The organism is Clostridium celatum, assembly GCF_021412605.1.
Taxonomy (GTDB): domain Bacteria; phylum Bacillota; class Clostridia; order Clostridiales; family Clostridiaceae; genus Clostridium; species Clostridium celatum.
On the sequence record NZ_JAJKGM010000030.1, the window covers coordinates 1 to 19858 of the forward strand.

Annotated in this window: 17 protein-coding genes and 1 riboswitch; of the genes, 14 read left to right on the forward strand and 3 right to left on the reverse strand. The window is 28.1% G+C overall.

Annotated features, from left to right (window positions below; translation table 11 throughout):
• Positions 1 to 307: 307 nt before the first annotated feature.
• On the reverse strand, positions 308 to 2047 hold the full coding sequence (gene ade / locus LPC13_RS11985; protein WP_005215524.1) for an adenine deaminase: 1740 nt from the start codon (positions 2045 to 2047) through the stop codon (positions 308 to 310).
• 36 nt (positions 2048 to 2083) lie between these two features.
• A riboswitch (purine riboswitch) is annotated at positions 2084 to 2185 on the reverse strand.
• 133 nt (positions 2186 to 2318) lie between these two features.
• On the opposite strand from ade, the gene metA reads away from it, so the two are divergent.
• The 5 genes from metA (at position 2319) to LPC13_RS12010 (ending at position 10185) form a co-directional block, all read left to right on the forward strand.
• Positions 2319 to 3248: a homoserine O-acetyltransferase MetA gene (gene metA, locus LPC13_RS11990; protein ID WP_234088828.1), complete on the forward strand. Its 930-nt coding sequence runs from the start codon at positions 2319 to 2321 to the stop codon at positions 3246 to 3248.
• A 622-nt stretch (positions 3249 to 3870) separates the two neighbouring features.
• Entirely contained in the window at positions 3871 to 5763 is a 1893-nt protein-coding gene (locus LPC13_RS11995) for an FAD-dependent oxidoreductase (protein ID WP_005215521.1), read from the forward strand.
• Positions 5764 to 5915: 152 nt separating this feature from the next.
• Positions 5916 to 6881 (forward strand): polyprenyl synthetase family protein, encoded by a 966-nt coding sequence (locus LPC13_RS12000; RefSeq protein ID WP_005215520.1) that lies wholly within the window; start codon positions 5916 to 5918, stop codon positions 6879 to 6881.
• A 75-nt stretch (positions 6882 to 6956) separates the two neighbouring features.
• A complete protein-coding gene (locus LPC13_RS12005) occupies positions 6957 to 8882 on the forward strand; it encodes a peptidase U32 family protein (RefSeq protein ID WP_005215518.1) in 1926 nt (641 codons plus the stop codon).
• A 13-nt stretch (positions 8883 to 8895) separates the two neighbouring features.
• A complete protein-coding gene (locus LPC13_RS12010) occupies positions 8896 to 10185 on the forward strand; it encodes an aspartate aminotransferase family protein (RefSeq protein ID WP_005215515.1) in 1290 nt (429 codons plus the stop codon).
• 141 nt (positions 10186 to 10326) lie between these two features.
• Here LPC13_RS12010 and lpdD read toward each other — a convergent pair whose 3' ends face one another.
• Positions 10327 to 10698: a prenylated flavin chaperone LpdD gene (gene lpdD, locus LPC13_RS12015; protein WP_005215512.1), complete on the reverse strand. Its 372-nt coding sequence runs from the start codon at positions 10696 to 10698 to the stop codon at positions 10327 to 10329.
• A gap of 162 nt (positions 10699 to 10860) precedes the next feature.
• Here lpdD and LPC13_RS12020 point away from each other — a divergent pair, with 162 nt between their 5' ends.
• The 6 genes from LPC13_RS12020 to LPC13_RS12045 all read left to right on the forward strand — a co-directional run bounded on the left by LPC13_RS12020 (position 10861) and on the right by LPC13_RS12045 (position 16706).
• The gene (locus LPC13_RS12020; protein ID WP_005215511.1) at positions 10861 to 12693 is read left to right on the forward strand and encodes a menaquinone biosynthesis decarboxylase; all 1833 of its coding nucleotides are present in this window, start codon (positions 10861 to 10863) and stop codon (positions 12691 to 12693) included.
• Positions 12686 to 13549, forward strand: coding sequence for a UbiA-like polyprenyltransferase (locus LPC13_RS12025; protein ID WP_005215509.1), 864 nt, complete (start codon positions 12686 to 12688; stop codon positions 13547 to 13549). Before LPC13_RS12020 ends, LPC13_RS12025 begins: the two co-directional genes overlap by 8 nt.
• Before the next feature lie 94 nt (positions 13550 to 13643).
• The gene (locus LPC13_RS12030; RefSeq protein ID WP_005215508.1) at positions 13644 to 14234 is read left to right on the forward strand and encodes a UbiX family flavin prenyltransferase; all 591 of its coding nucleotides are present in this window, start codon (positions 13644 to 13646) and stop codon (positions 14232 to 14234) included.
• A complete protein-coding gene (locus tag LPC13_RS12035; protein WP_005215505.1) occupies positions 14224 to 15192 on the forward strand; it encodes an ABC transporter substrate-binding protein in 969 nt (322 codons plus the stop codon). The genes LPC13_RS12030 and LPC13_RS12035 overlap by 11 nt, the downstream gene beginning before the upstream one ends.
• A 16-nt stretch (positions 15193 to 15208) precedes the next feature.
• A complete protein-coding gene (locus LPC13_RS12040) occupies positions 15209 to 15967 on the forward strand; it encodes an ABC transporter ATP-binding protein (RefSeq protein WP_005215503.1) in 759 nt (252 codons plus the stop codon).
• Positions 15960 to 16706 (forward strand): ABC transporter permease, encoded by a 747-nt coding sequence (locus LPC13_RS12045; protein WP_005215501.1) that lies wholly within the window; start codon positions 15960 to 15962, stop codon positions 16704 to 16706. Before LPC13_RS12040 ends, LPC13_RS12045 begins: the two co-directional genes overlap by 8 nt.
• Positions 16707 to 16897: 191 nt before the next feature.
• Here the strand turns inward: LPC13_RS12045 and LPC13_RS12050 are convergent, their stop codons facing one another.
• Positions 16898 to 17935, reverse strand: coding sequence for an FAD:protein FMN transferase (locus tag LPC13_RS12050; protein ID WP_005215499.1), 1038 nt, complete (start codon positions 17933 to 17935; stop codon positions 16898 to 16900).
• 205 nt (positions 17936 to 18140) lie between these two features.
• Between LPC13_RS12050 and LPC13_RS12055 the strand changes: the two genes are divergently transcribed.
• From LPC13_RS12055 to LPC13_RS12065, 3 genes are all read left to right on the forward strand, one after another.
• Positions 18141 to 18545 carry a NusG domain II-containing protein gene (locus LPC13_RS12055; protein ID WP_005215498.1) on the forward strand — a complete coding sequence of 135 codons (405 nt, stop codon included), beginning with the start codon at positions 18141 to 18143 and terminating at the stop codon, positions 18543 to 18545.
• A gap of 11 nt (positions 18546 to 18556) precedes the next feature.
• Complete coding sequence (locus tag LPC13_RS12060; protein WP_005215497.1) at positions 18557 to 19084, forward strand: Gx transporter family protein; 528 nt, start codon at positions 18557 to 18559, stop codon at positions 19082 to 19084.
• A 269-nt stretch (positions 19085 to 19353) separates the two neighbouring features.
• Positions 19354 to 19791, forward strand: coding sequence for a hypothetical protein (locus tag LPC13_RS12065; RefSeq protein WP_005215495.1), 438 nt, complete (start codon positions 19354 to 19356; stop codon positions 19789 to 19791).
• Positions 19792 to 19858: the final 67 nt, after the last annotated feature.

Consider the following 19858-nt stretch of genomic DNA (forward strand, 5'->3'; position numbering starts at 1 on the left):
ATATTAAATTTTATCCACAACTAATAATAGAAAAACCCTCTGTTTTTAAACAGGGGGTTTTTCAACAAACTGATAAATAAAAGGATGTCTTAAGACATCCTTTTATTTATATAAGATTACAATTAAATTTCAATGTGTAAATAGGAAGAAAATAATATTCTGACATAGTAATAGTTTTATTAAGTTTCTTTTGAAATTTTGGAAACTTAGTATAAATATAATCAAATATTTTCCTTCCAAATTTATTAGATATAAAATAAAATTTAAGATTATTTAATAGGAATACTATAGAATAGTTAGAAAATTATTATTCACAAACATCTATGAACTTAAAGTTCTTTACATCAAATAATCCTTTATCTGTAATTTTTATATCAGGTATAACAGGTAATGCTAAAAATGATAATGTTAAAAATGGATTAAAAGTAATATTTGGGGCAACTAAGGATACTGCTTTATTAAGCTTTGATAAATTTTCAATAACTTCATCTGATTTTTTAGAAGTAATTAATCCCGCAATTTCAAGAGTTATATGAGATACTACTTTTTTATCCTTTACCACAATTATGCCACCATTTAAATTTTTAAGTTCGTTTGCTGCAAATACCATATCTTCATCATTAGTTCCACAAACAATTAAGTTATGAGAGTCATGAGTAATTGTAGTTGCAATTGCACCAGATTTTAAAGCTAGTCCTTTCAATATTCCAAGACCAATATTATTAGTTCCTTTATGTCTTTCTATAACTGAAATTTTTAAAAGATCCCTATCATCATTTAAGCTGGTAAATTCATTTTTAATATTTAGTTCATTGATATTAACCTTTAAGTGAATACTTTCAAGTTTATTTGGAATAAGTTCTATAACATTTAATACTTTCTTATCTTTAATATCTATTTTAAAGCTATCATTTGTAAGTGTAGGAATATTAAAAGATGAATGGAAAGTAGCATCTATGTTGTTGTCAGAAGGAATATTTATTAATTTATTTGAGGATGATACTAAATTACCATTTTTATAAACAGAATTAATCTTAAAGGTATTTAAATCATCTAAAATAATAAAATCTGCAATATATGAAGGAGCAATGGCACCTTTATTTTTAAGCTTATAACACTCAGCTGAATTTAATGTTGCCATTTGTATAGCAATTTCAGGTTTGATTCCATTGTTAATTAACATTCTTATAGAATGGTCTATACTGCCTTCTTCAAATAAATCATCAATATGCTTGTCATCAGTACAAAGGCAAAGTCTCCTACTATTAAATATAGAGGTAGCTTTGCTTAATATATTTAAGTTTTTAGCAACGGTACCTTCTCTAATTAAAACATACATACCACGACGAACCTTTTCTATTAATTCATCTGTAGTACAACATTCATGATCGGTCTTAATATTAGCAGTTGTATATACATTAATTGCATGAGTATTTAAGCCAGCACCATGTCCATCTATAGTGTAATTGTTTGATATAGCATCAAAAAGCTTGTCTATCATATCTTCGTTACAATTAGCAACTGCCGGATAATCCATAACTTCAGCTAGACCTATAACATTAGAATCAGAGTAAAGTGGTTTTAAATCGTTACTGTTTAATACTGCGCCAGAATTCTCAAAACTTGTAGCTGGTACGCAGGAAGGAAGCATAAAGTAAAAATCAAATGGAATATTTTTAGAGGAATCAATCATAAATTTGATTCCAGATACACCGAGTACATTTGCTATTTCGTGCGGATCTGCAATTAATGATGTTACACCATGCATTAATGCAGCTTTGTAATACTCATTAGGAGTAAGCATAGAGGATTCTATATGAGCGTGAGAATCAATAAGTCCAGGGCAAATAAATTTATTAGTACCATCAATTTCTATTTTACCAGAATATTCACCAAGACCGACGATGTATCCATTTTTTACAGCAACATCACAAATAAATGTGTCGCATTGAAATACATCAACTACAGAAATGTTTTTTATAACTAAATCACAAGGAATTACTTTATTAGATGCCTTTATATTGGCTATTAGTATGTCTTTTTCCATGTATAATCCACCTTTTCAAAATAATATTATTAACCTTCGTGGATTTTTTTACTTCATAGTTATATCATTTACGGTGATATTGTAGAGACGCTTGGACCATATTTCCAAGCTTATACGAAGGTTATTTTTATCATTATATGGTGATTTATTTTAAGTGTCAAAGGAAATTTTTTGGGAATTAAAAAATCTACAAAGATTAGTATTTTATGGTAATAGATATTCTAAAAAGATGAAAAATATGTTTTAATATATCGTATAAGGAGGGGAAAATATGCCAATAAAAATTCCAAGAGAATTACCAGCTTTTAATGTTTTATCAAATGAAAATATTTTTGTAATGAATGATGAAAGAGCAGGAGGACAAGATATTAGACCTCTAAAAATTGCAATATTGAACCTAATGCCTAAAAAGATTCAAACAGAGAATCAGTTGCTTAGATATTTATCAAATACACCACTTCAAGTTGAAATTACGTTAATAGAAACAGAAAGTTATAGAGGAAAACATACACCAGCAGAGCATATGGAAAGATTCTATAGTTATTTTGATGATATAAAAAATGAAAAGTTTGACGGATTTGTAATAACAGGGGCTCCAGTTGAACAATTAGAATTTAATGATGTGATTTATTGGGAAGAATTAAAAGAAATAATGGAGTGGAGTAAGGAAAATGTATTTTCTACTCTACATATATGTTGGGGGGCACAAGCAGGACTAAGATATCATTATGGAGTACCTAAGTATAGGTTAGAATCTAAAATGTTTGGTATATTTAAGCATGTTGTAAATAAAAAAAATGCAGAACTTATGAGAGGCCTAGATGATATATTTTACGCACCACATTCAAGACATACAGAAGTTAAAAGAAACGACATTGAAAAAGTAAAGGAATTAGATATACTATCAGAATCTGATGAAGCAGGTATATTTATTGTTGCAAATAAAGATTATAGACAAGTTTTTATAACTGGACATTTAGAGTATGAAAGAAATACTTTAGCAGAAGAATACTTTAGGGATATAGATAAGGGAATGAAAATAGATGTTCCTAAAAATTACTTTCCAGATGATGACCCAAATAAGGAGCCAATAGTCAACTGGAGAGGAAGTGCAAGTGTAGTTTTTGGAAATTGGATTAATTACTGCGTATATCAAAGTACCCCATATGATCTGAAAAACATACACTATAATAATAAGTAAGTGTTAGAGATGAATTATAAATATTTATTTTAGGGTTTGTTCAGGAGTTTTAAATTTAGAATCTTGAATAAGCTCTCTTTTTGTAGTTCTATTTTTCATATATATCCTCTAATTATTATTTCGAATAATATTAAATAGAAAATATATTTTTCCATTTTCACTAGATATTTGATTAAAGATAGTTAGATAGATTATCTTTTTTACAATAACAATTGATATATAAGTAAACCTTATCTATAAGAAAATAAATTAAAAAAATAACGTATTAAAAATACAGTTTATGTGAAATGAAAAATAAAATTTACATAAAATATAGGCTTTGAGAAAAAAATATACGAATTTTATATATTTTATATTAATACAATATAAGTAAAATTAATAGCTAGTGTTAAAAAAATAACATAGAGGTCGTTGAGAAATTACAGTATCACAAGGATAAGAGAGAATTAAAGAAATTTTTAAATAAATATGTATATAAAGAAAGAGTATAGTTTTTCACTTTATAGATATAATTTCCAAATTGAGGTATAGACATATTTTTAAAATGAATATATCATATATTTAGTAAATTATTATATAAATTTTAAAATGTTTAAAATTGAATAAAGAAAGGTGAGAAAAAATGTCTAAAAAAATAGTTATTTTAGGTGCTGGATATGCCGGTGTACATGCTGCTAAAAAGTTAGCAAAAAAGTACAAGAAAAATAATGAAGTTGAAATTACTTTAATAGATAAGAATCCATTCCACACATTAATGACAGAGTTACATGAAGTTGCTGGGGGGAGAGTTCCAGAGGAATCAGTTAAAATTGAATTAAGCAAGATATTCCACAGAACTAAAGTTAATGTTGTAGTGGATTACATTGAAAATGTAGATACTGATAGCAAATTAGTTAAAACTACAAAGGGTGAATTTGATTACGATTACTTAATTGTAGGTACTGGTAGTGAACCAGCATTCTTTGGTGTACCAGGTGTTAAGGAAAATGGATTTACTTTATGGTCTCTTGATGATGCTTTAAAGATAAGAAAGCACATACAAGATAGATTTAAAGCAGCTTCATATGAAAGCAATGAATCAAAGAGAAAAGAAATGCTTACTTTTGTTGTTGCAGGTTCAGGATTTACTGGTATTGAAATGGCTGGTGAATTACTAGAGTGGAAAACTAAATTAGCACATGATTATAGAGTAGATGAAAGTGAAGTAAGATTATTAGTAGTTGAAGCTATGTCTACTATATTAAACATGTTAGATAGAAAGCAAGCTGATAAAGCAGAAAAATACATGGCTAAGCATGGTGTTGAAATATTAAAAGATTCTCCAATAGTTGAAGTAACAGCAAATAGCATAAAGCTTAAGAGTGGAGAAGAAATAGCTACTCAAACTTTAATTTGGACTTGTGGTGTACAAGCTAATCAAGAAGCAAAAGAATATGGATTAAAAACTGTAAGAGCTGGAAGACTTGAAGCTAATGAATATATGGAAGCTGTAGGTAAGGAAGGCGTTTATGTTGTTGGAGATATAGCTTATTTTGAAGAAGAAGCTGGAAGACCAAATCCACAAATAGTTGAAGCTGCAGAACAAACTGCTGTTACAGCTGTTAAAAATATAATTGCATCTATTGATAATTCAGATAAGAAGACTTCATTTAAGTCTAACTATCATGGATTCATGGTTTCAATTGGTGGTAGATATGGTGTTGCAAACTTAATGGGAGTTAAACTTTCAGGATTTATTGCAATGGTTATGAAGCATTTAGTAAATATGTATTACTTATTTGGTGTTAATGATGTAAATGCTGTTTATTGTTATTTACAACATGAATTCTTTGGAATGAAAGATAGAAGATCTATAATGAGGGGACACTTATCTTCTAAAGGAAATAGACTATGGTTAGTTCCTTTAAGAGTATTTATAGGATGCTTATGGTTAATAGAAGGGCTTAAGAAGTTATTTGGTGAAAAGTTATATGAATCAAACTTACATGCTATAACTAATTTTGAATTTGATAAAGTTAAGCTTGCTATAGGTTCAGATAGCTGGTTAAAAACTGGTAATATCAATATGCCATTTAGCTGGTTACAAGATGCAACAGCTGGGGCATCAGAAGCTGTAGAAGGTGCTGCTGAATATGCAACTCCGATCCTTTCAAAAATGCCTAAATTCTACGAAGCAATAATGCAAATAATGATACCAACTCCAGAAATGGCAACATTATTCCAAACAATGGTTGTTATAATGGAAATTGGAATGGGACTAGCTTTAATAGTTGGTTTATTTACATTCTTAGCAAGTGCTGCATCAGCATTTATGGTTTGTAACTTTGTATTATCAGCAATGGCTGGATGGGATATTTTATGGTATTTCTTTGGATCAATTGCTTTAATGAGTGGTGCAGGTAGAACATTTGGATTAGATTACTATGTAATTCCATGGATACATAGGGTTGTTAAAGAGTTCTGGATTGGAAAGAGAACTCCAATATATGAAGTACACGGTGTTACAGAAGCATAATAAATACTATAATTAATATTTTAGCCAGGTTTCTTATGGAACCTGGCAAAAATATTGTTAAGGATAAAATAGAATATTATGTATATAATATATTAAAAAACTAAGTAAACAGAAGATAATAGCGAAAAAGAGTGAAAATAAGGAGGGTAAAAATGAAGAACTTTTGGAATAAATACCCTGAGATAGATAAAGAGATACAAGGTGTAGTAAATATAATAGAAAAGAATGCAAAATGTAGAGATAAAATTGTGGAAGGATCTATAATAGAATTACTTCATTCAGGAGGTAAAATGCTTAGACCTTCTTTCGTGATATTATCATCTAAATTTGGAAACTATGATAAGGAAAAAGCAAGGGCTTTAGGAGCAGTGGTTGAAATGTTCCATATGGCTACATTAGTTCATGATGATATAATTGATGAAGCTACATTAAGAAGAGGAAAAGAAACAGTTCAATCAAAGTATGGAAAGAATTATGCAGTATATATAGGAGATTATTTATTTTGCATATGTTTTAAAATACTTGCCCAAATAGCATCAAAAAGTACTGTTAAAGTAGATACAATGTCTATGTCTAGAATTTGTATGAGTGAAATAGATCAACTAAATTCTAGATTTGATAAAAATGTTTCAGTTAAAAAATATTTAAAGAGAATATCAGGAAAGACTGCTGAATTATTTTCTTTAAGTCTTTATATAGGAGCATCAGAAAGTGGATGTAGTAAAAAAATGGCCAGATTATTCTGGGAAATAGGACATAACTTAGGAATGGCTTTCCAAGTAATAGATGATGTACTAGATTATACTGGAAGTGATGAAGGGATAGGAAAAAATTCAGCTAATGATTTAAAGCAAGGAATTTACACATTACCATTAATACTAGCTCTTGAAAATAAACCAAAGGATTTAGTTGAATTATTACAAAAAGATGAATATAGTAATGAAGATATAACTGAGATTATTAGTTTAATTAATAAATATGATGGCGTAGAGAAAGCTAGAAGTATTGCTCATAAATATACTAATAAGGCTTACAAACAAATCAAATCATTACCAGAAAATGAATATAGAGAGATATTATTAGATATAGCTAAGATGTTATTAGATAGAGCATATTAATTAGAAAAAGAATAGAGTAAATCTCTTATATTTATTGAGAGTACGATATTCTAACAAGTAAGGAGGGAAAAATATATGAGTAGGTATTTTAATAATCAAGCGGTTGAATTACTAGCTCCAGTTGGAAATTTTGAAATTTTTAAAGAAGTAATACATAGTGGAGCAGATGCTGTTTATTTAGGTGGAAAGATTTTTAATATGCGTATGCATAGAAAAGATTTTAATTTTACTAATGAAGAATTAGAAGAAGCGATAAAAATAGCTCATTCTTTAAAAAAGAAAATATACATAACAGTAAATAATCTTTTAAGCTCATATGATTTAACTCAAGCAGAGGATTATCTTAGATATTTAGAAAAACTAGGTCCAGATGCTTTAATAGTACAAGATATGAGTGTAATTGATTTAATTAGAACTTTAGGATTAAATTTAAACATTCACTCATCAGTAATGATGAATGTACATAACTTTGAAACTATAAAAGCTTTAGAAGAATTAGGAGTTACAAGAGTAGTAACTTCTAGAGATATAGATTTAAAAACTATAAAGCAGTTTTCGGTAAGAACAAATATGGAGTTTGAGTATTTTGTTCATGGAGATATGTGTGTAGCTCATGGAGCTCAATGTCTTTATAGTGGAATCTTATTTGGTAAAAGTGGCAATAGAGGATTATGCATGAAACCATGTCGTTGGGGATATAAAATTAACAAAGAGGGTCAACAGTATGATACCACTTTCCCTATGGCAGTTAAAGATATGTATATGTACGAGCATATTCCAGAACTTATAGAAGCTGGAGTTGTATCTTTTAAGATTGAAGGAAGAATGAGAGATGCATCTTACTTGGTAGATTTAATTAACTATTATAGCGATGCCATTGATAGATATATAGATGATCCGATTTCTTATAATAGAAAAAAGCATGCTAAAGAATTATTTGAAAATAGAAAAAGAGACTTTTCAACAGCTTATGCTTTTGGTAATCCGGGGCTGTCTAATATAAATGAACGTTATGAAGGAACTGGAAAGTTTTACAGTACAGGAAAAGTGTTTAGTAATCCAGTAGATGAATTTGATATTAAAGAAGAAAGAGTTTCGGAAATAAAGGATATTTTAAGCTTAGATGAAGGAAAGATAAATAAGCCAGAATTAACAGTTAAGGTAAATAATTATGAAGCAGCTATGTTAGCAATTAATGAAGGTGTAGATAAAATATATCTTTCAGGAGAAGTGTTTGAGCCTGACGCTCCATTTACTAAAGAAGAGATAATTAATATTACAAAATCTAAAAAGAATTCAAAAATATATCTAGGTTTACCAAGAATGATGTTTGAAGATGATTTTTCAAAATACAATCATTTATTAAGGAATAATGATTTAGGAATAGATGGTTTATTAGTTACTAATTTAGGTGCAATAAGTAAGTTTAAAGACTTAGGGTTAGAACTTGTAGGAGATTATTCACTAAATATTTATAATGCTTTATCTGCTAATTTTTATAAAAATTTAGGGCTAGAAATGGCTACATTATCATGTGAATCTCCAGTTAATAACACCAAAGATAGCTTATTAAACTCAGAGTTAGATTTAGAAATTATAGTAAATGGTTCACCGGTAGTAATGTATATGAGTCATGATTTATACGAAAATACAAATGTTATTAATCCAAGTGGAGTGGTTGATAGAAAGTTTAATGATAAGAAAGTTTTATTATTAATAGATGATAAGGGAAATGAGCATCCAGTTTATAGAGATAATACTGGGAAAAATCATATGTTATTATCTAAAGAATTATGTTATATGCCAATTTTAAAAGAGTTAGCTAATTTAGGTGCTAAAGCTTTTAGAATTGAAGGTTGCCATTATGATAATCATACATTAAAAACTGTAATATCTTCATATAAAAAGGCAATTAGCAATTTAGAACAATGTAATAAAATATTTAAAGAATTAGAATATGATTGCTTAGGGTTTACTTTAGGAGCAATGCAATTTAACTAAGGAGTAAGTATTTATGATAGGTGCAGATAAAATAATAGAAAAGAAAAAAGAGTATTTGTTTCCCTCATCATGGGGAAATCATTTTTATAAAAATCCACCTGAAATAGTTAAAGGTGATATGCAATATTTATATGATAATACCGGAAAAAAATATGTAGATTTTTTTGCAGGTGTATCTGTAATGAATTGTGGACATTGTAATCAGGAGATTTTAGATGTAACAATTAAGCAAATGCAAACTCTTCAACATACTACAATAATATATTTAACTGAACAAATGGTAAATTTAGCAGAAAGATTATCTAATATATTACCAGGAGATTTAAAACGCTTATTTTTCTGTTGTACAGGATCAGAAGCAAATGAAGGAGCTATGTTACTAGCTAGGTTACATACAGGAAAAAATGAATTTATAGCATTAGAGAATGGCTTACATGGAAGAACTTATTTAACTATGAGTGCAACAGCTATACCGATGTGGAGAGCTGACCCAGATTTATCACCTAAAATACATTTTGCTAAAAATACATATAGTTCAAGTAAAAGTATAGAAGAGGCAGCAAAGGAATCACTTAAGAGTATAGAAGAAATAATAAATTCAAGAGGAGCAGAAAATATTGCTGCATTAATTGCTGAGCCTATTCAAGGAAATGGAGGAATAATAACTCCACCTTTATGGTATTTTAAAGAATTAAAAGCATTATTAGAGCGCAATGAGATATTATTAATAATTGATGAAGTTCAAACAGGTTTTGCCAGAACAGGTAAGATGTTTGCTATAGAAAATTACGGAGTAGTTCCAGATATTATGACAGTAGCAAAGGCCTTAGGAAATGGAATGCCGATATCAGCTTTTTGTGCTAATGAAGAAGTAGCTAAGAGTTTTGTAAAACCATCAGCTTCAACGCTTGGTGGAAATCCAGTGTCATCTGCTACTGCTATGGCAGTGTTAGATTATATAGAAAAAAATGATTTATGTAATAAGGCATCTATATTAGGTGATATATTAAAAAGTGGTTTAGAAAAATTACAAACTAAATTCTCAATTATTAAAGATATAAGAGGATTAGGGCTAATGTTAGGGGCAGAATTGCAATTAGAAGATGGACAACCTGCTACTGAAATTACAGATATAATTTTAGAAAAGCTAAAAGATAGAGGATTTATAGTTGGAAAGAATGGAATAAATAGAAATGTTTTAGCATTTCAACCACCTTTAATTATAACAGAAGAAAATATAAATGAGCTATTAGATAATTTGAAAGATGTACTTGAAGAAGTAAGTACTGAAGTTATAGATTAATTAGAATTTATTATAAAGAAAATTATTATATAGAAAGAAGTAAGGAATTAATATTTGTAAAATATATTATTAGAACAAATTAATTCCTTCCTTTAATAATGTTGTAAACAGTAAATTAATTTTAAAAATAAATTTATGATATTAGTTACATAATTTATATATTAAATCATTAATAAGTTCATCAACAGTTATAGTAAGATTTGTTATATCTAGAGGTGTTATATTTTTTATATGTATTCCACAACATACTGTAACAGTGGTATTTAACTTTTTAGAAAGAAGTTTTGCAGAGTTTAGGGCTATGTTATCTTCTTTATGACCAGGTACTGTCAACAAAGATGCTGTTGAAGTAACTTTATTAATATTATGAGGTAAAACTACTGGAATACCTAAGGCTACTGCACCAATATGTGGAATATCACCACCATAGATACTAATATTAAAATCTTTACCGATTTTTAAAGCAATACAATTAATTGTGTGATTATTATATATAGTTGATAAATTTATCATATAAATCTCCTTAGTATTTTAATTAAGATAATTATAATATTAGATACTAAAAAAATATATAATATCATAATAAAAATTAAGTTAATATTAAAATTATAATTTTAATATTAATACATAAAAAATAAAAAAAGATTTTCTTTTATAATAAATTTAGGAGGAGTTATGGCTTTTAAAGATATACAAGCTTTTATGAAAAAGATAGAAGATAAAGGTCAATTAAAAAGGATAACAGCAGAAGTAGATGCTGACTTAGAAATAACTGAAATAACGGATAGGATATCAAAAAAAGTTGGACCAGCTTTATTATTTGAAAATGTTAAGGGATCAAAATATCCAGTATTAATAAATGCTATGGGAAGCTATGAGCGTATGAGCATGGCACTTGGAGTAGAAAAATTAGATGATCTTCAAGAAGATATATCAGAGCTTATTAATATACAAAATTATGTTAAGATACCTAGACTTATAAAATCTGTTCCAAGACTATTTAGATTGTTATCAGTATTTCCGTGGAAATTACCTGTAAAGGGAGCATGTCAAGAAGTTATTGAGTTAGATCCAGATTTATCCACTATACCAGTATTAAAATGTTGGCCAGATGATGGTGGAAAATTTATAACTTTACCATTAGTTATGACAAAGGATCCTGATACTGGTGTTCAAAATACAGGAATGTATCGTATGCAGATATATGATAAAAATACTACGGGAATGCATTGGCATTGGCATAAAGATGGACGTGAAATATATGATAAGTATAGAAAATTAGGTGGTAAGATGCCGGTTTCAGTTGCTATTGGATGTGATCCAGCAATTACTTTTTCAGCTATTTCTCCATTGCCAAAGATGATAGATGAGATGATGTTTGCAGGATATTTACGTAAATGGCCAGTTAAAATGGTTAAATCAATTACTAATGATATTTATGTTCCTGCAGATGCTGAGTTTATTTTAGAAGGATATGTAGATGTAAATGAACCATTAAGATTAGAAGGACCATTTGGAGATCATACAGGATATTATTCTTTAGCTGATATGTATCCAGTATTTCATGTAACATGTATAACACATAAGAAAAATGCAGTATATCCAACAACTATAGTTGGTAGACCACCTATGGAAGATTGTTATATGAGTATAGCAACTGAGAGAGCTTTCTTACCATTATTAAAGATGATTTATCCAGAAATAGTTGATTATTCATTACCATTTGAAGGAGTTTTTCATAATTGTGTTATTGTTTCTATTAAGAAAAGATTCCCAGGTCACGGCAAGAAGATAATGAATTCTTTATGGGGAATGGGACAAATGATGTATGCAAAGATGATAATAGTAGTAGATGAAAGTATTAATCCCCATGATGTTAAAGCTGTTGCAAAACAAGTTTTTGAAAGCATAGATATGACACGTGATTTAGTATTTTCTGAAGGGCCATTAGATGCGTTAGATCATGCTTCAGCACAAGATCATTATGGTTATCGTTTAGGCGTAGATGCAACTAAAAAGTTTGAGGTAGAAAGAAAAGAAGTAAAGTGGAATTATAAGCTTAAAGAATCAAAAGCTTTAAATGATTACTTATTAAATAATGAAAATATAGCTAGTTTTAACTATCCAATAAAGGATGTATTACAAGGTGCATTAATAGTATCTATTAAAAAGAAAAATCCTAATGATGCTAAAAAAATAATAAATGAATTATGGGCACATGAGGATATGAAATACAATAAACTATTAATAATTGTTGATGAAGATGTAGATGCTAATGATGTAAGTAAAGCTGCATGGAAGGTATTTAATAATATTGATGCTAAGCGTGATTTGGTTGTTTCAGAAGTTAACTTAGAAGATAATAACTTTGGACATCGTATAGGTATAGATGCTACTAAAAAATGGTACGATGAAGGGCACACGAGAGAATGGCCTGATGATATAGTTATGTGTGATGAAATAAAAGAAAAGGTAACTAAGAGATGGAGGGAATACGGAATTGAATAAATTGCTTAAAAAGGTAAATGATTATGGAACTTTAGTTATGTTCTCTCATACTATTTTCTCTTTATCATTTGCATTAATATCAATGTTATTAGCTGGAAATGGTAGATTGAATTTTGAAGTAATATTTTGGATTATTGTTGCTTTTATGGGAGCAAGAACAGGAGCAAATGCTTTAAATAGAGTTATTGATGCTAAAATAGATGCTAGAAATCCAAGAACAGCTACAAGGCAATTACCACAGGGATTAATGAAAAAGAAAGAAATATTAGTATTTGTTTTTATATGCTTTGCTATTATGGTATTTGCAGCTTGGAAGCTTAATACGGTATGCTTAATTCTTTCACCTATAGCGTTATTTTTATTAATAATATATTCATATACTAAAAGATTTACATGGATGTGTCATTTAGTTTTAGGAATAACTTCAGCTGCAGCACCAGTTGGAGCATGGCTTGCTGTTACTGGAGAAATATCATTAATTCCGCTTGTTATGGGAGCAGCTAACACATTATGGGTAGCTGGATTTGATATTATTTATGGTGCCCAAGATTATGATTTCGATACTAAGAATGGAATTCATTCCATTCCAGCAAGGTTTGGAGTTAAGAATGCTTTATTAATATCAAGAGTATTTCATGCATTAGCTTTAGTATTTTTAATAATAGTTGCTTTACTAGCAGCACAATTAGGTATTATATGTTATTGCGGGTTAGGTATTATTGCTATTTTGTTTGTAATACAACATAAATTGGTATCTCCAGAAAATTTAAAGAATGTAAAAATAGCATCTTATAATGTAAATCAAGTTATAAGTATTGTTTTTTTAATATTTGGTGTAATAGATAGCTTAATTTAGTTACGCTATTATCTTTAAATTTTATACATAATGTAAAATTTAATCTCTGGTAGTAAAATTAGAGAAATAATCTACATAAAAGGAAGTAATAAAAATGAAAAAAATAGTAGTTGGAATTACAGGGGCTAGTGGCAGTGTTTATGGAAAAAGGTTAATTGAAGTTTTAGCTGAAAAAGGATTTAAGTTAAGTGTTATCGCAACTGATAAAGGAAAACAAGTTTTTAACTATGAATTATCTTTAGAAATAGATAGCTTTGTAAAAGAGTTAAATGAAAAGTATAAGAATATTAAGCTAGAAGATAATAATAATTTATTTGCTGGTGTTGCTAGTGGATCACATGGATTTGATGCAGTAATAATTGTTCCGTGTTCAATGGGAACTTTGGCGGAAATTAGCTATGGATTATCTAGAAATTTACTAAGCAGGGCAGCTGACGTTGCATTAAAGGAAAATAAAAAATTAATTTTAGTACCTAGAGAAACACCTTTAAATACTATACATTTAGAAAATATGTATAGATTATCTAAAGTGGGTGCCACAATAATTCCAGCAATGCCTGGATTTTATAATCATCCAGAAAGCATTGATGATTTAGTAAATTTCCAAGTAGGAAAAATATTAAACTATCTTAATATAGATAACAATTTATTTGAACGTTGGGAGGATAAAACAAATGAAATTTAAAAAAATTATTACATTAGCTATGACGTTAGTTTTAACAGGTGCAATGGTTGCATGTGGAAATAAAAATACTGTGGAAGATAAAGGACAAGAAAGTCTTTCAAATGAGAAAACAGTATTAAGACTTGGAGTAATGGGATCTATAGATGCAGTTCCATTAGTAATTGCTCAAGAAAATGGATATTTTGAAGAAGAAGGAATTGATTTAGATCTTCAAATATTTAAGGCAGCTAAGGATAGAGATGCAGCACTTCAAGCAGAAGAATTAGATGGAGTACTATGTGATGAAGTTGCTATATCTATATATCAAAATTCAGGAATTGACATGAAAATTACAGGAACTACTAATGGATTTTGGACTTTAGTAGCAGGAAAGGATTCAGGAATAAATTCGGTTGATGATTTAAAAGGTAAAAAAATTGCTATATCAGAAAGAACGATGATTGATTATTTAGCTGACTATATTGCTACTGAAAATGGAATGGAATCTACTGATATAGAGAAGGTTGCAATACCTGCAATGCCAGCAAGATTAGAAGCTCTTAAAAATAATCAAATAGATGCAGCTATATTACCAGCACCATTTAATGATACAGCTGTTGCAGATGGTGGAATAGAAATAACTAAGATATATAATAAAGATATAATGATATCTGTTACAGCATTTTTACAAGATATAATAGATAGTAAGCCAGAAGCTATAAAAGGTTTTTATAAGGCATATAATAAGGCTATAGAATTTATGAATTATAATGATATAGCTGAATATGAAGATATAGTAATCTCTACAGTTGGATATGCTGAGGAAATGAGAGGAAATATTATTTTACCTGAACTTAAAACAAACTACTTACCAGCAACAGAAAATGTTCAAAAAGTATTAGACTGGTCGAAGAATACAGGAATAATAACAACAGATCTTAAAGCTGAAGATGTTATAAGTGATGTAGGTATAAAATAATAATAGGAGGGAACTTATGATACAGGTAAATAATTTATCTGTTTTCTATAAGTCTAAGAAAGAAGGAACCCATGCACTAGGGCCAATAAGCTTTATTGCACATAGTGATGATATATGTGCAATAATAGGGCCGTCAGGCTGCGGCAAATCTACATTGTTAAATGTATTATCAGGAATAATAAATACGTATGAGGGTGAGGTTTTATTAAATAAAGAGAAACTAAACCCTCATATTCATAAAATAGGTTTTATTCCTCAAAATTTTGGGCTTTTACCATGGAAAACAGTTGAAGAAAATTGCATTTTACCTTTTAAGATAAGGAAAGAAAAGGTTGATAAATCTATTATTGAAAATATGGATATGATTATGAAAAGATTAAATATAGTAGATTTAAAGAAAAGGTATCCTAATGAACTTAGCGGAGGTCAAAAACAAAGGGTTTCAATTGTAAGAAGTTTTTTGATGAAACCAGATTTGCTTCTAATGGATGAGGCTTTTTCAGCTTTAGACGCAATAATAAAAGAAGAAGCACAAGAGCTATTTTTGAATATATGGAATGAAAATAAGATAAATACTTTTTTTGTAACTCACAGTATTGATGAAGCTTTATATATGGGAAAAAAGATAATAATAATGTCTAATACACCAGGGAAAATTATTGAGATTTTAGAAAATCCTGTTTTTAATATTAAAGAATATAGAAATCATCCAGAGTACTTAAACTTATTTTCACATATAAAAAGTTTAATTAAAAGGGGCTGGGATAATGAATAACTTAAAAAAAGTGTGGAGCTTTATTAAGGGCTTTATAATTTTTAATATTATATGGTATATTTGTGCATTAATTATGAATTCAAGAGTTTTACCAACCCCAGATAAGATATATTTACATTTACCTAAATTATTTAAAGAAGGATTTTATATTCATATACTAGCAAGTTTATATAGAATCATAATAGGGTTGCTAATATCATTTATTATAGGAAGTATAATTGGTTTATTAATGGGGTATTTTAAAAAGCTTAATAGCCTTTTAAATCCATTAGTTTATTTTGTATATCCTATACCTAAAACAGCGTTATTACCAGTTGTAATGACTCTATATGGATTAGGTGATGGATCTAAAATAACAATTATAGTTTTAATAACTGTATTTCAAGTTATAGTATCTGTAAGGGATGCTGTAATTAATGTGGATAAAGTTAATTATAATCCATTAATAAGTTTAGGAGCATCAAAGTTACAATTGTTTTATCATGTAACATTTCCTGCAATATTAGCGGAAATATTAACTAATATTAGGTTATCTATAGGAACAGCTTTTTCAATTTTATTTTTTGCAGAAGCATATGGAACTAGTGCAGGCGTGGGATACTTTATTCAAGATTCGTGGACAAGAATTAACTATATAGACATGTATTCAGGCATAGTAATATTAAGTCTTTTAGGGTTAATATTATTTATAATATTAGATTACATAGAATCAGTACTTTGCAAATGGAAAAGATGTTAAGTTATATAAGAAAAATAGTGTATAATATCTCAATATTTCTATAATTTTATTTGAGATTTATACACTATTTTTTGATTAATTCTAAGTTTTAGCATCTAAAATTAAGAAATAACTTTATTTACTGAATACCTAGTTTTATATTAAATTTTTAAATTTTAAATATAAAGGCAAATCTAACTTTTTATTTAATTTTAATTTGCGATTGTAAAATCTTCATTTGTTAGATTAAATATATCTTTAGCACCACTAGAAAGATATATTTTATTATCCTTACTTATAAAAATTGCATCAACATTAGGCAGGCTTTCAACAAAAGCTAAACCGTCTTCAATACCTTTAGCAAATACTGTAGTAGAAAGAGCATCAGCATCAATAGATTTATCAGTTATTATACTTACACCTGCAATGTTATTTTCAAATGGATATCCAGTGTGAGGATTAAGTAAATGATGATACTTTACTCCATCTTGCTCTATAAATCTTTCGTATATCCCAGATGTAACTACTGTTTTATTTTTAATATTTACGACTCCTACAATATCGCCTCTATTATTAAAAGGATTTTGTATTCCAATTTTCCAATCAGCTCCCGAAGGTTTTATACCGTGTGCATATATATTTCCACCTAAATCAATAATAGCACTATTAACATTGTTTTCTGTTAATATACGAGCAACTTCATCTGCAGCATAGCCCTTAGCAATAGATCCTAAATCAATAACCATGCCTTTTTTCTTTAAAAAGATGCTTTGATTTTCAGAATTAAGCTCTAATAAATTGTAATCTATAAGAGGTAATGTAGTATTAATTTCTTCCAGGGTAGGAACTTTTGCACCTTCTAATCCTATACTCCAAAGTTTAACTAATGGACCTATTGTTATATCAAAATCACCATTAGAAAGTTTAGAGTATTCTAGTCCTTTTTTTACTATTTCATATGTAGTTGAAGAAACATTAACAGGTTTAACACCAGCAGAAGCATTCACCTCATCTAGCTCTGTTCCAGTTGCATTTATGCTAACTAAAGATTCAATTTCAGATATTCTATCAAAAGCTTTATCTAAAATTTTAGAGTCATTGCTATCATAAAGTGAAATTTTAATAACAGTTCCCATAAAAAGTTCAGTTCTCGAAAGTGGCTCTGTAGTAGAAGTAGATTTATTACAACCAATAAAAGTGGTAATAACCAATAAAGAGAACATAATAAATATATTTTTTAGTTTAATCATGAAAAACCTCCGTAAAATAATCATTAGTATTAAATTTACTACATTTATATATAGTATTATAATCAAGAAAAAAATTAAATACCCTATGATAAAATATAAGGTAAAAAGATGAAAAAACAATAAAGATATAGAAAAAAACAAAAGTAGCATATATAATTATTAAGTCATATATAAATTTAAATAATAAAAATTAGGAGGTGGGAATTTGGTTAGAGGAAAATTATTTAAAAAGCTAGATATAGTAATAATAATAGCTTTATTACTAATATCTTTTATACCAGAATTAGTTTTCGGTGTTGTTATGGGTTATGATTATAATATGACTTATGCAGAGATAACTATAAATGGAGAGTTTTATTCTAAAATTCCATTATCGGCACATAAAGGTGAAGATTATATTGATATAAATGTGGATGGACATAAAAACAAAATAATAATAAAAGATAATACTATAAAAATGATAGATGCGGACTGTCCAGATTCGTTATGCATTTATCAAGGAGAAATACATAGAGTAGGACAATCAGTAGTATGTCTACCTAATAAGGTTATGGTAGAAATTAAAGGGAAAATTGAAGATAATGATGATGATGTAATATTATCCCACTAGGAGTGACGTTAATGAATAAGACAAGCAAAATGGTATATATATCTTTACTAGTTGCCCAAGCATTAGTATTATTTATTTTTGAAAGAATGATACCAGTTCCATTTATAACACCAGGAGCAAAATTAGGATTAGCTAATATTGTCATTGTAATAGCATTATATACATTGGATAATTATAAAGAAGTATTTTTAGTAATTTTTTTAAGGTTGTTATTATCAACTATGTTTGGTGGTAATTTATCTTCTTTAATGTTTAGTTTGTTTGGATCAGTTTTTAGTTTTTTAATAATGGTTGTAATTAAAGAAGTATTTAAAGATAAGGTTTCTATTATTGGAGTAAGTTCAGCAGGTGGAGTGTTTCATAATATAGGACAACTATTAGTTGCAGCATATATTGTGAAAAATATAGGTGTAATGTTATACTTGCCTGTATTATCCATAGCAGGAATAGTAACAGGAATATTTGTGGGTATAACAGCAAATTTTGTGGTCAATCACTTAAAAAAACTACCTCAATTCAGGAAAAATGTTAAAATATAGAATTAAACGTAGGGTATATAGATAAGAATTTAACAAAAAAATGGGAAAATATAGACATAAATATTTATAATATCATTTTAAAAAAAAGTATAATAATATTAAAAAAACCCTATAAATAATAACGAATTGATATGTAAATGAATACAGAATTGATATTTTTATAATAATATTTAAAAAAGCTTATAAAAAAAATTAAAAAGTTGATTTAAAATTAAAAATATTGTAGAATATATAACGAAGATTATTTATTATATTAGGTGGATTAACAAATGTTAAATAAAAAGTTAGTTACATTAGCTGCAGCTACAATGGTTGTAAGTACATTATTTGTAGGATGTGGAGAAAAGAAAGAAGAGGCATTTACAGGAGTAAAAACTGCTGAAATCGCTGGAGAAAAAGATACTACAATTGCAGAAGTAACATTTGAAAATGGAACACCAGTATCTGTAAATATAGATACAAAAAACGCTGATGGAACAATGAAGTCAGAAGCTTCAGCTTCAGGTGAATACGACATGAAGAATGACGGAAAGAAATGGCATGAACAAATTGATTTATTAGAAGAAGCTATAGTTGAAAACAACTTTGACTTAAGCAAAATAAACATAACTGATGAAGAGGGACATACAGATGCAGTATCTGGAGTTTCAATCAAAGTTAAGTCTTATGTTGATGCTGTTCAAGAAGCTTTAGATCAAGCAAAATAAGAGTATTTTAATAATAAAAATGGATTCGTTATGAATCCATTTTTTTTTATTAAAATACTTAAATTAA

Bases quoted from the DNA above. Each gene is read 5' to 3' on its own strand.
- metA (WP_234088828.1), top strand. From the start codon at position 2,319: ATGCCAATAAAAATTCCAAGAGAATTACCAGCTTTTAATGTTTTATCA.
- LPC13_RS12005 (WP_005215518.1), top strand. From the start codon at position 6,957: ATGAGTAGGTATTTTAATAATCAAGCGGTTGAATTACTAGCTCCAGTT.
- LPC13_RS11995 (WP_005215521.1), top strand. From the start codon at position 3,871: ATGTCTAAAAAAATAGTTATTTTAGGTGCTGGATATGCCGGTGTACAT.
- LPC13_RS12060 (WP_005215497.1), top strand. From the start codon at position 18,557: ATGAATAAGACAAGCAAAATGGTATATATATCTTTACTAGTTGCCCAA.
- LPC13_RS12045 (WP_005215501.1), top strand. From the start codon at position 15,960: ATGAATAACTTAAAAAAAGTGTGGAGCTTTATTAAGGGCTTTATAATT.
- LPC13_RS12040 (WP_005215503.1), top strand. From the start codon at position 15,209: ATGATACAGGTAAATAATTTATCTGTTTTCTATAAGTCTAAGAAAGAA.
- LPC13_RS12020 (WP_005215511.1), top strand. From the start codon at position 10,861: ATGGCTTTTAAAGATATACAAGCTTTTATGAAAAAGATAGAAGATAAA.
- LPC13_RS12010 (WP_005215515.1), top strand. From the start codon at position 8,896: ATGATAGGTGCAGATAAAATAATAGAAAAGAAAAAAGAGTATTTGTTT.
- LPC13_RS12065 (WP_005215495.1), top strand. From the start codon at position 19,354: ATGTTAAATAAAAAGTTAGTTACATTAGCTGCAGCTACAATGGTTGTA.
- LPC13_RS12000 (WP_005215520.1), top strand. From the start codon at position 5,916: ATGAAGAACTTTTGGAATAAATACCCTGAGATAGATAAAGAGATACAA.
- LPC13_RS12030 (WP_005215508.1), top strand. From the start codon at position 13,644: ATGAAAAAAATAGTAGTTGGAATTACAGGGGCTAGTGGCAGTGTTTAT.
- ade (WP_005215524.1), bottom strand. From the start codon at position 2,047: ATGGAAAAAGACATACTAATAGCCAATATAAAGGCATCTAATAAAGTA.
- LPC13_RS12050 (WP_005215499.1), bottom strand. From the start codon at position 17,935: ATGATTAAACTAAAAAATATATTTATTATGTTCTCTTTATTGGTTATT.
- lpdD (WP_005215512.1), bottom strand. From the start codon at position 10,698: ATGATAAATTTATCAACTATATATAATAATCACACAATTAATTGTATT.
- LPC13_RS12035 (WP_005215505.1), top strand. From the start codon at position 14,224: ATGAAATTTAAAAAAATTATTACATTAGCTATGACGTTAGTTTTAACA.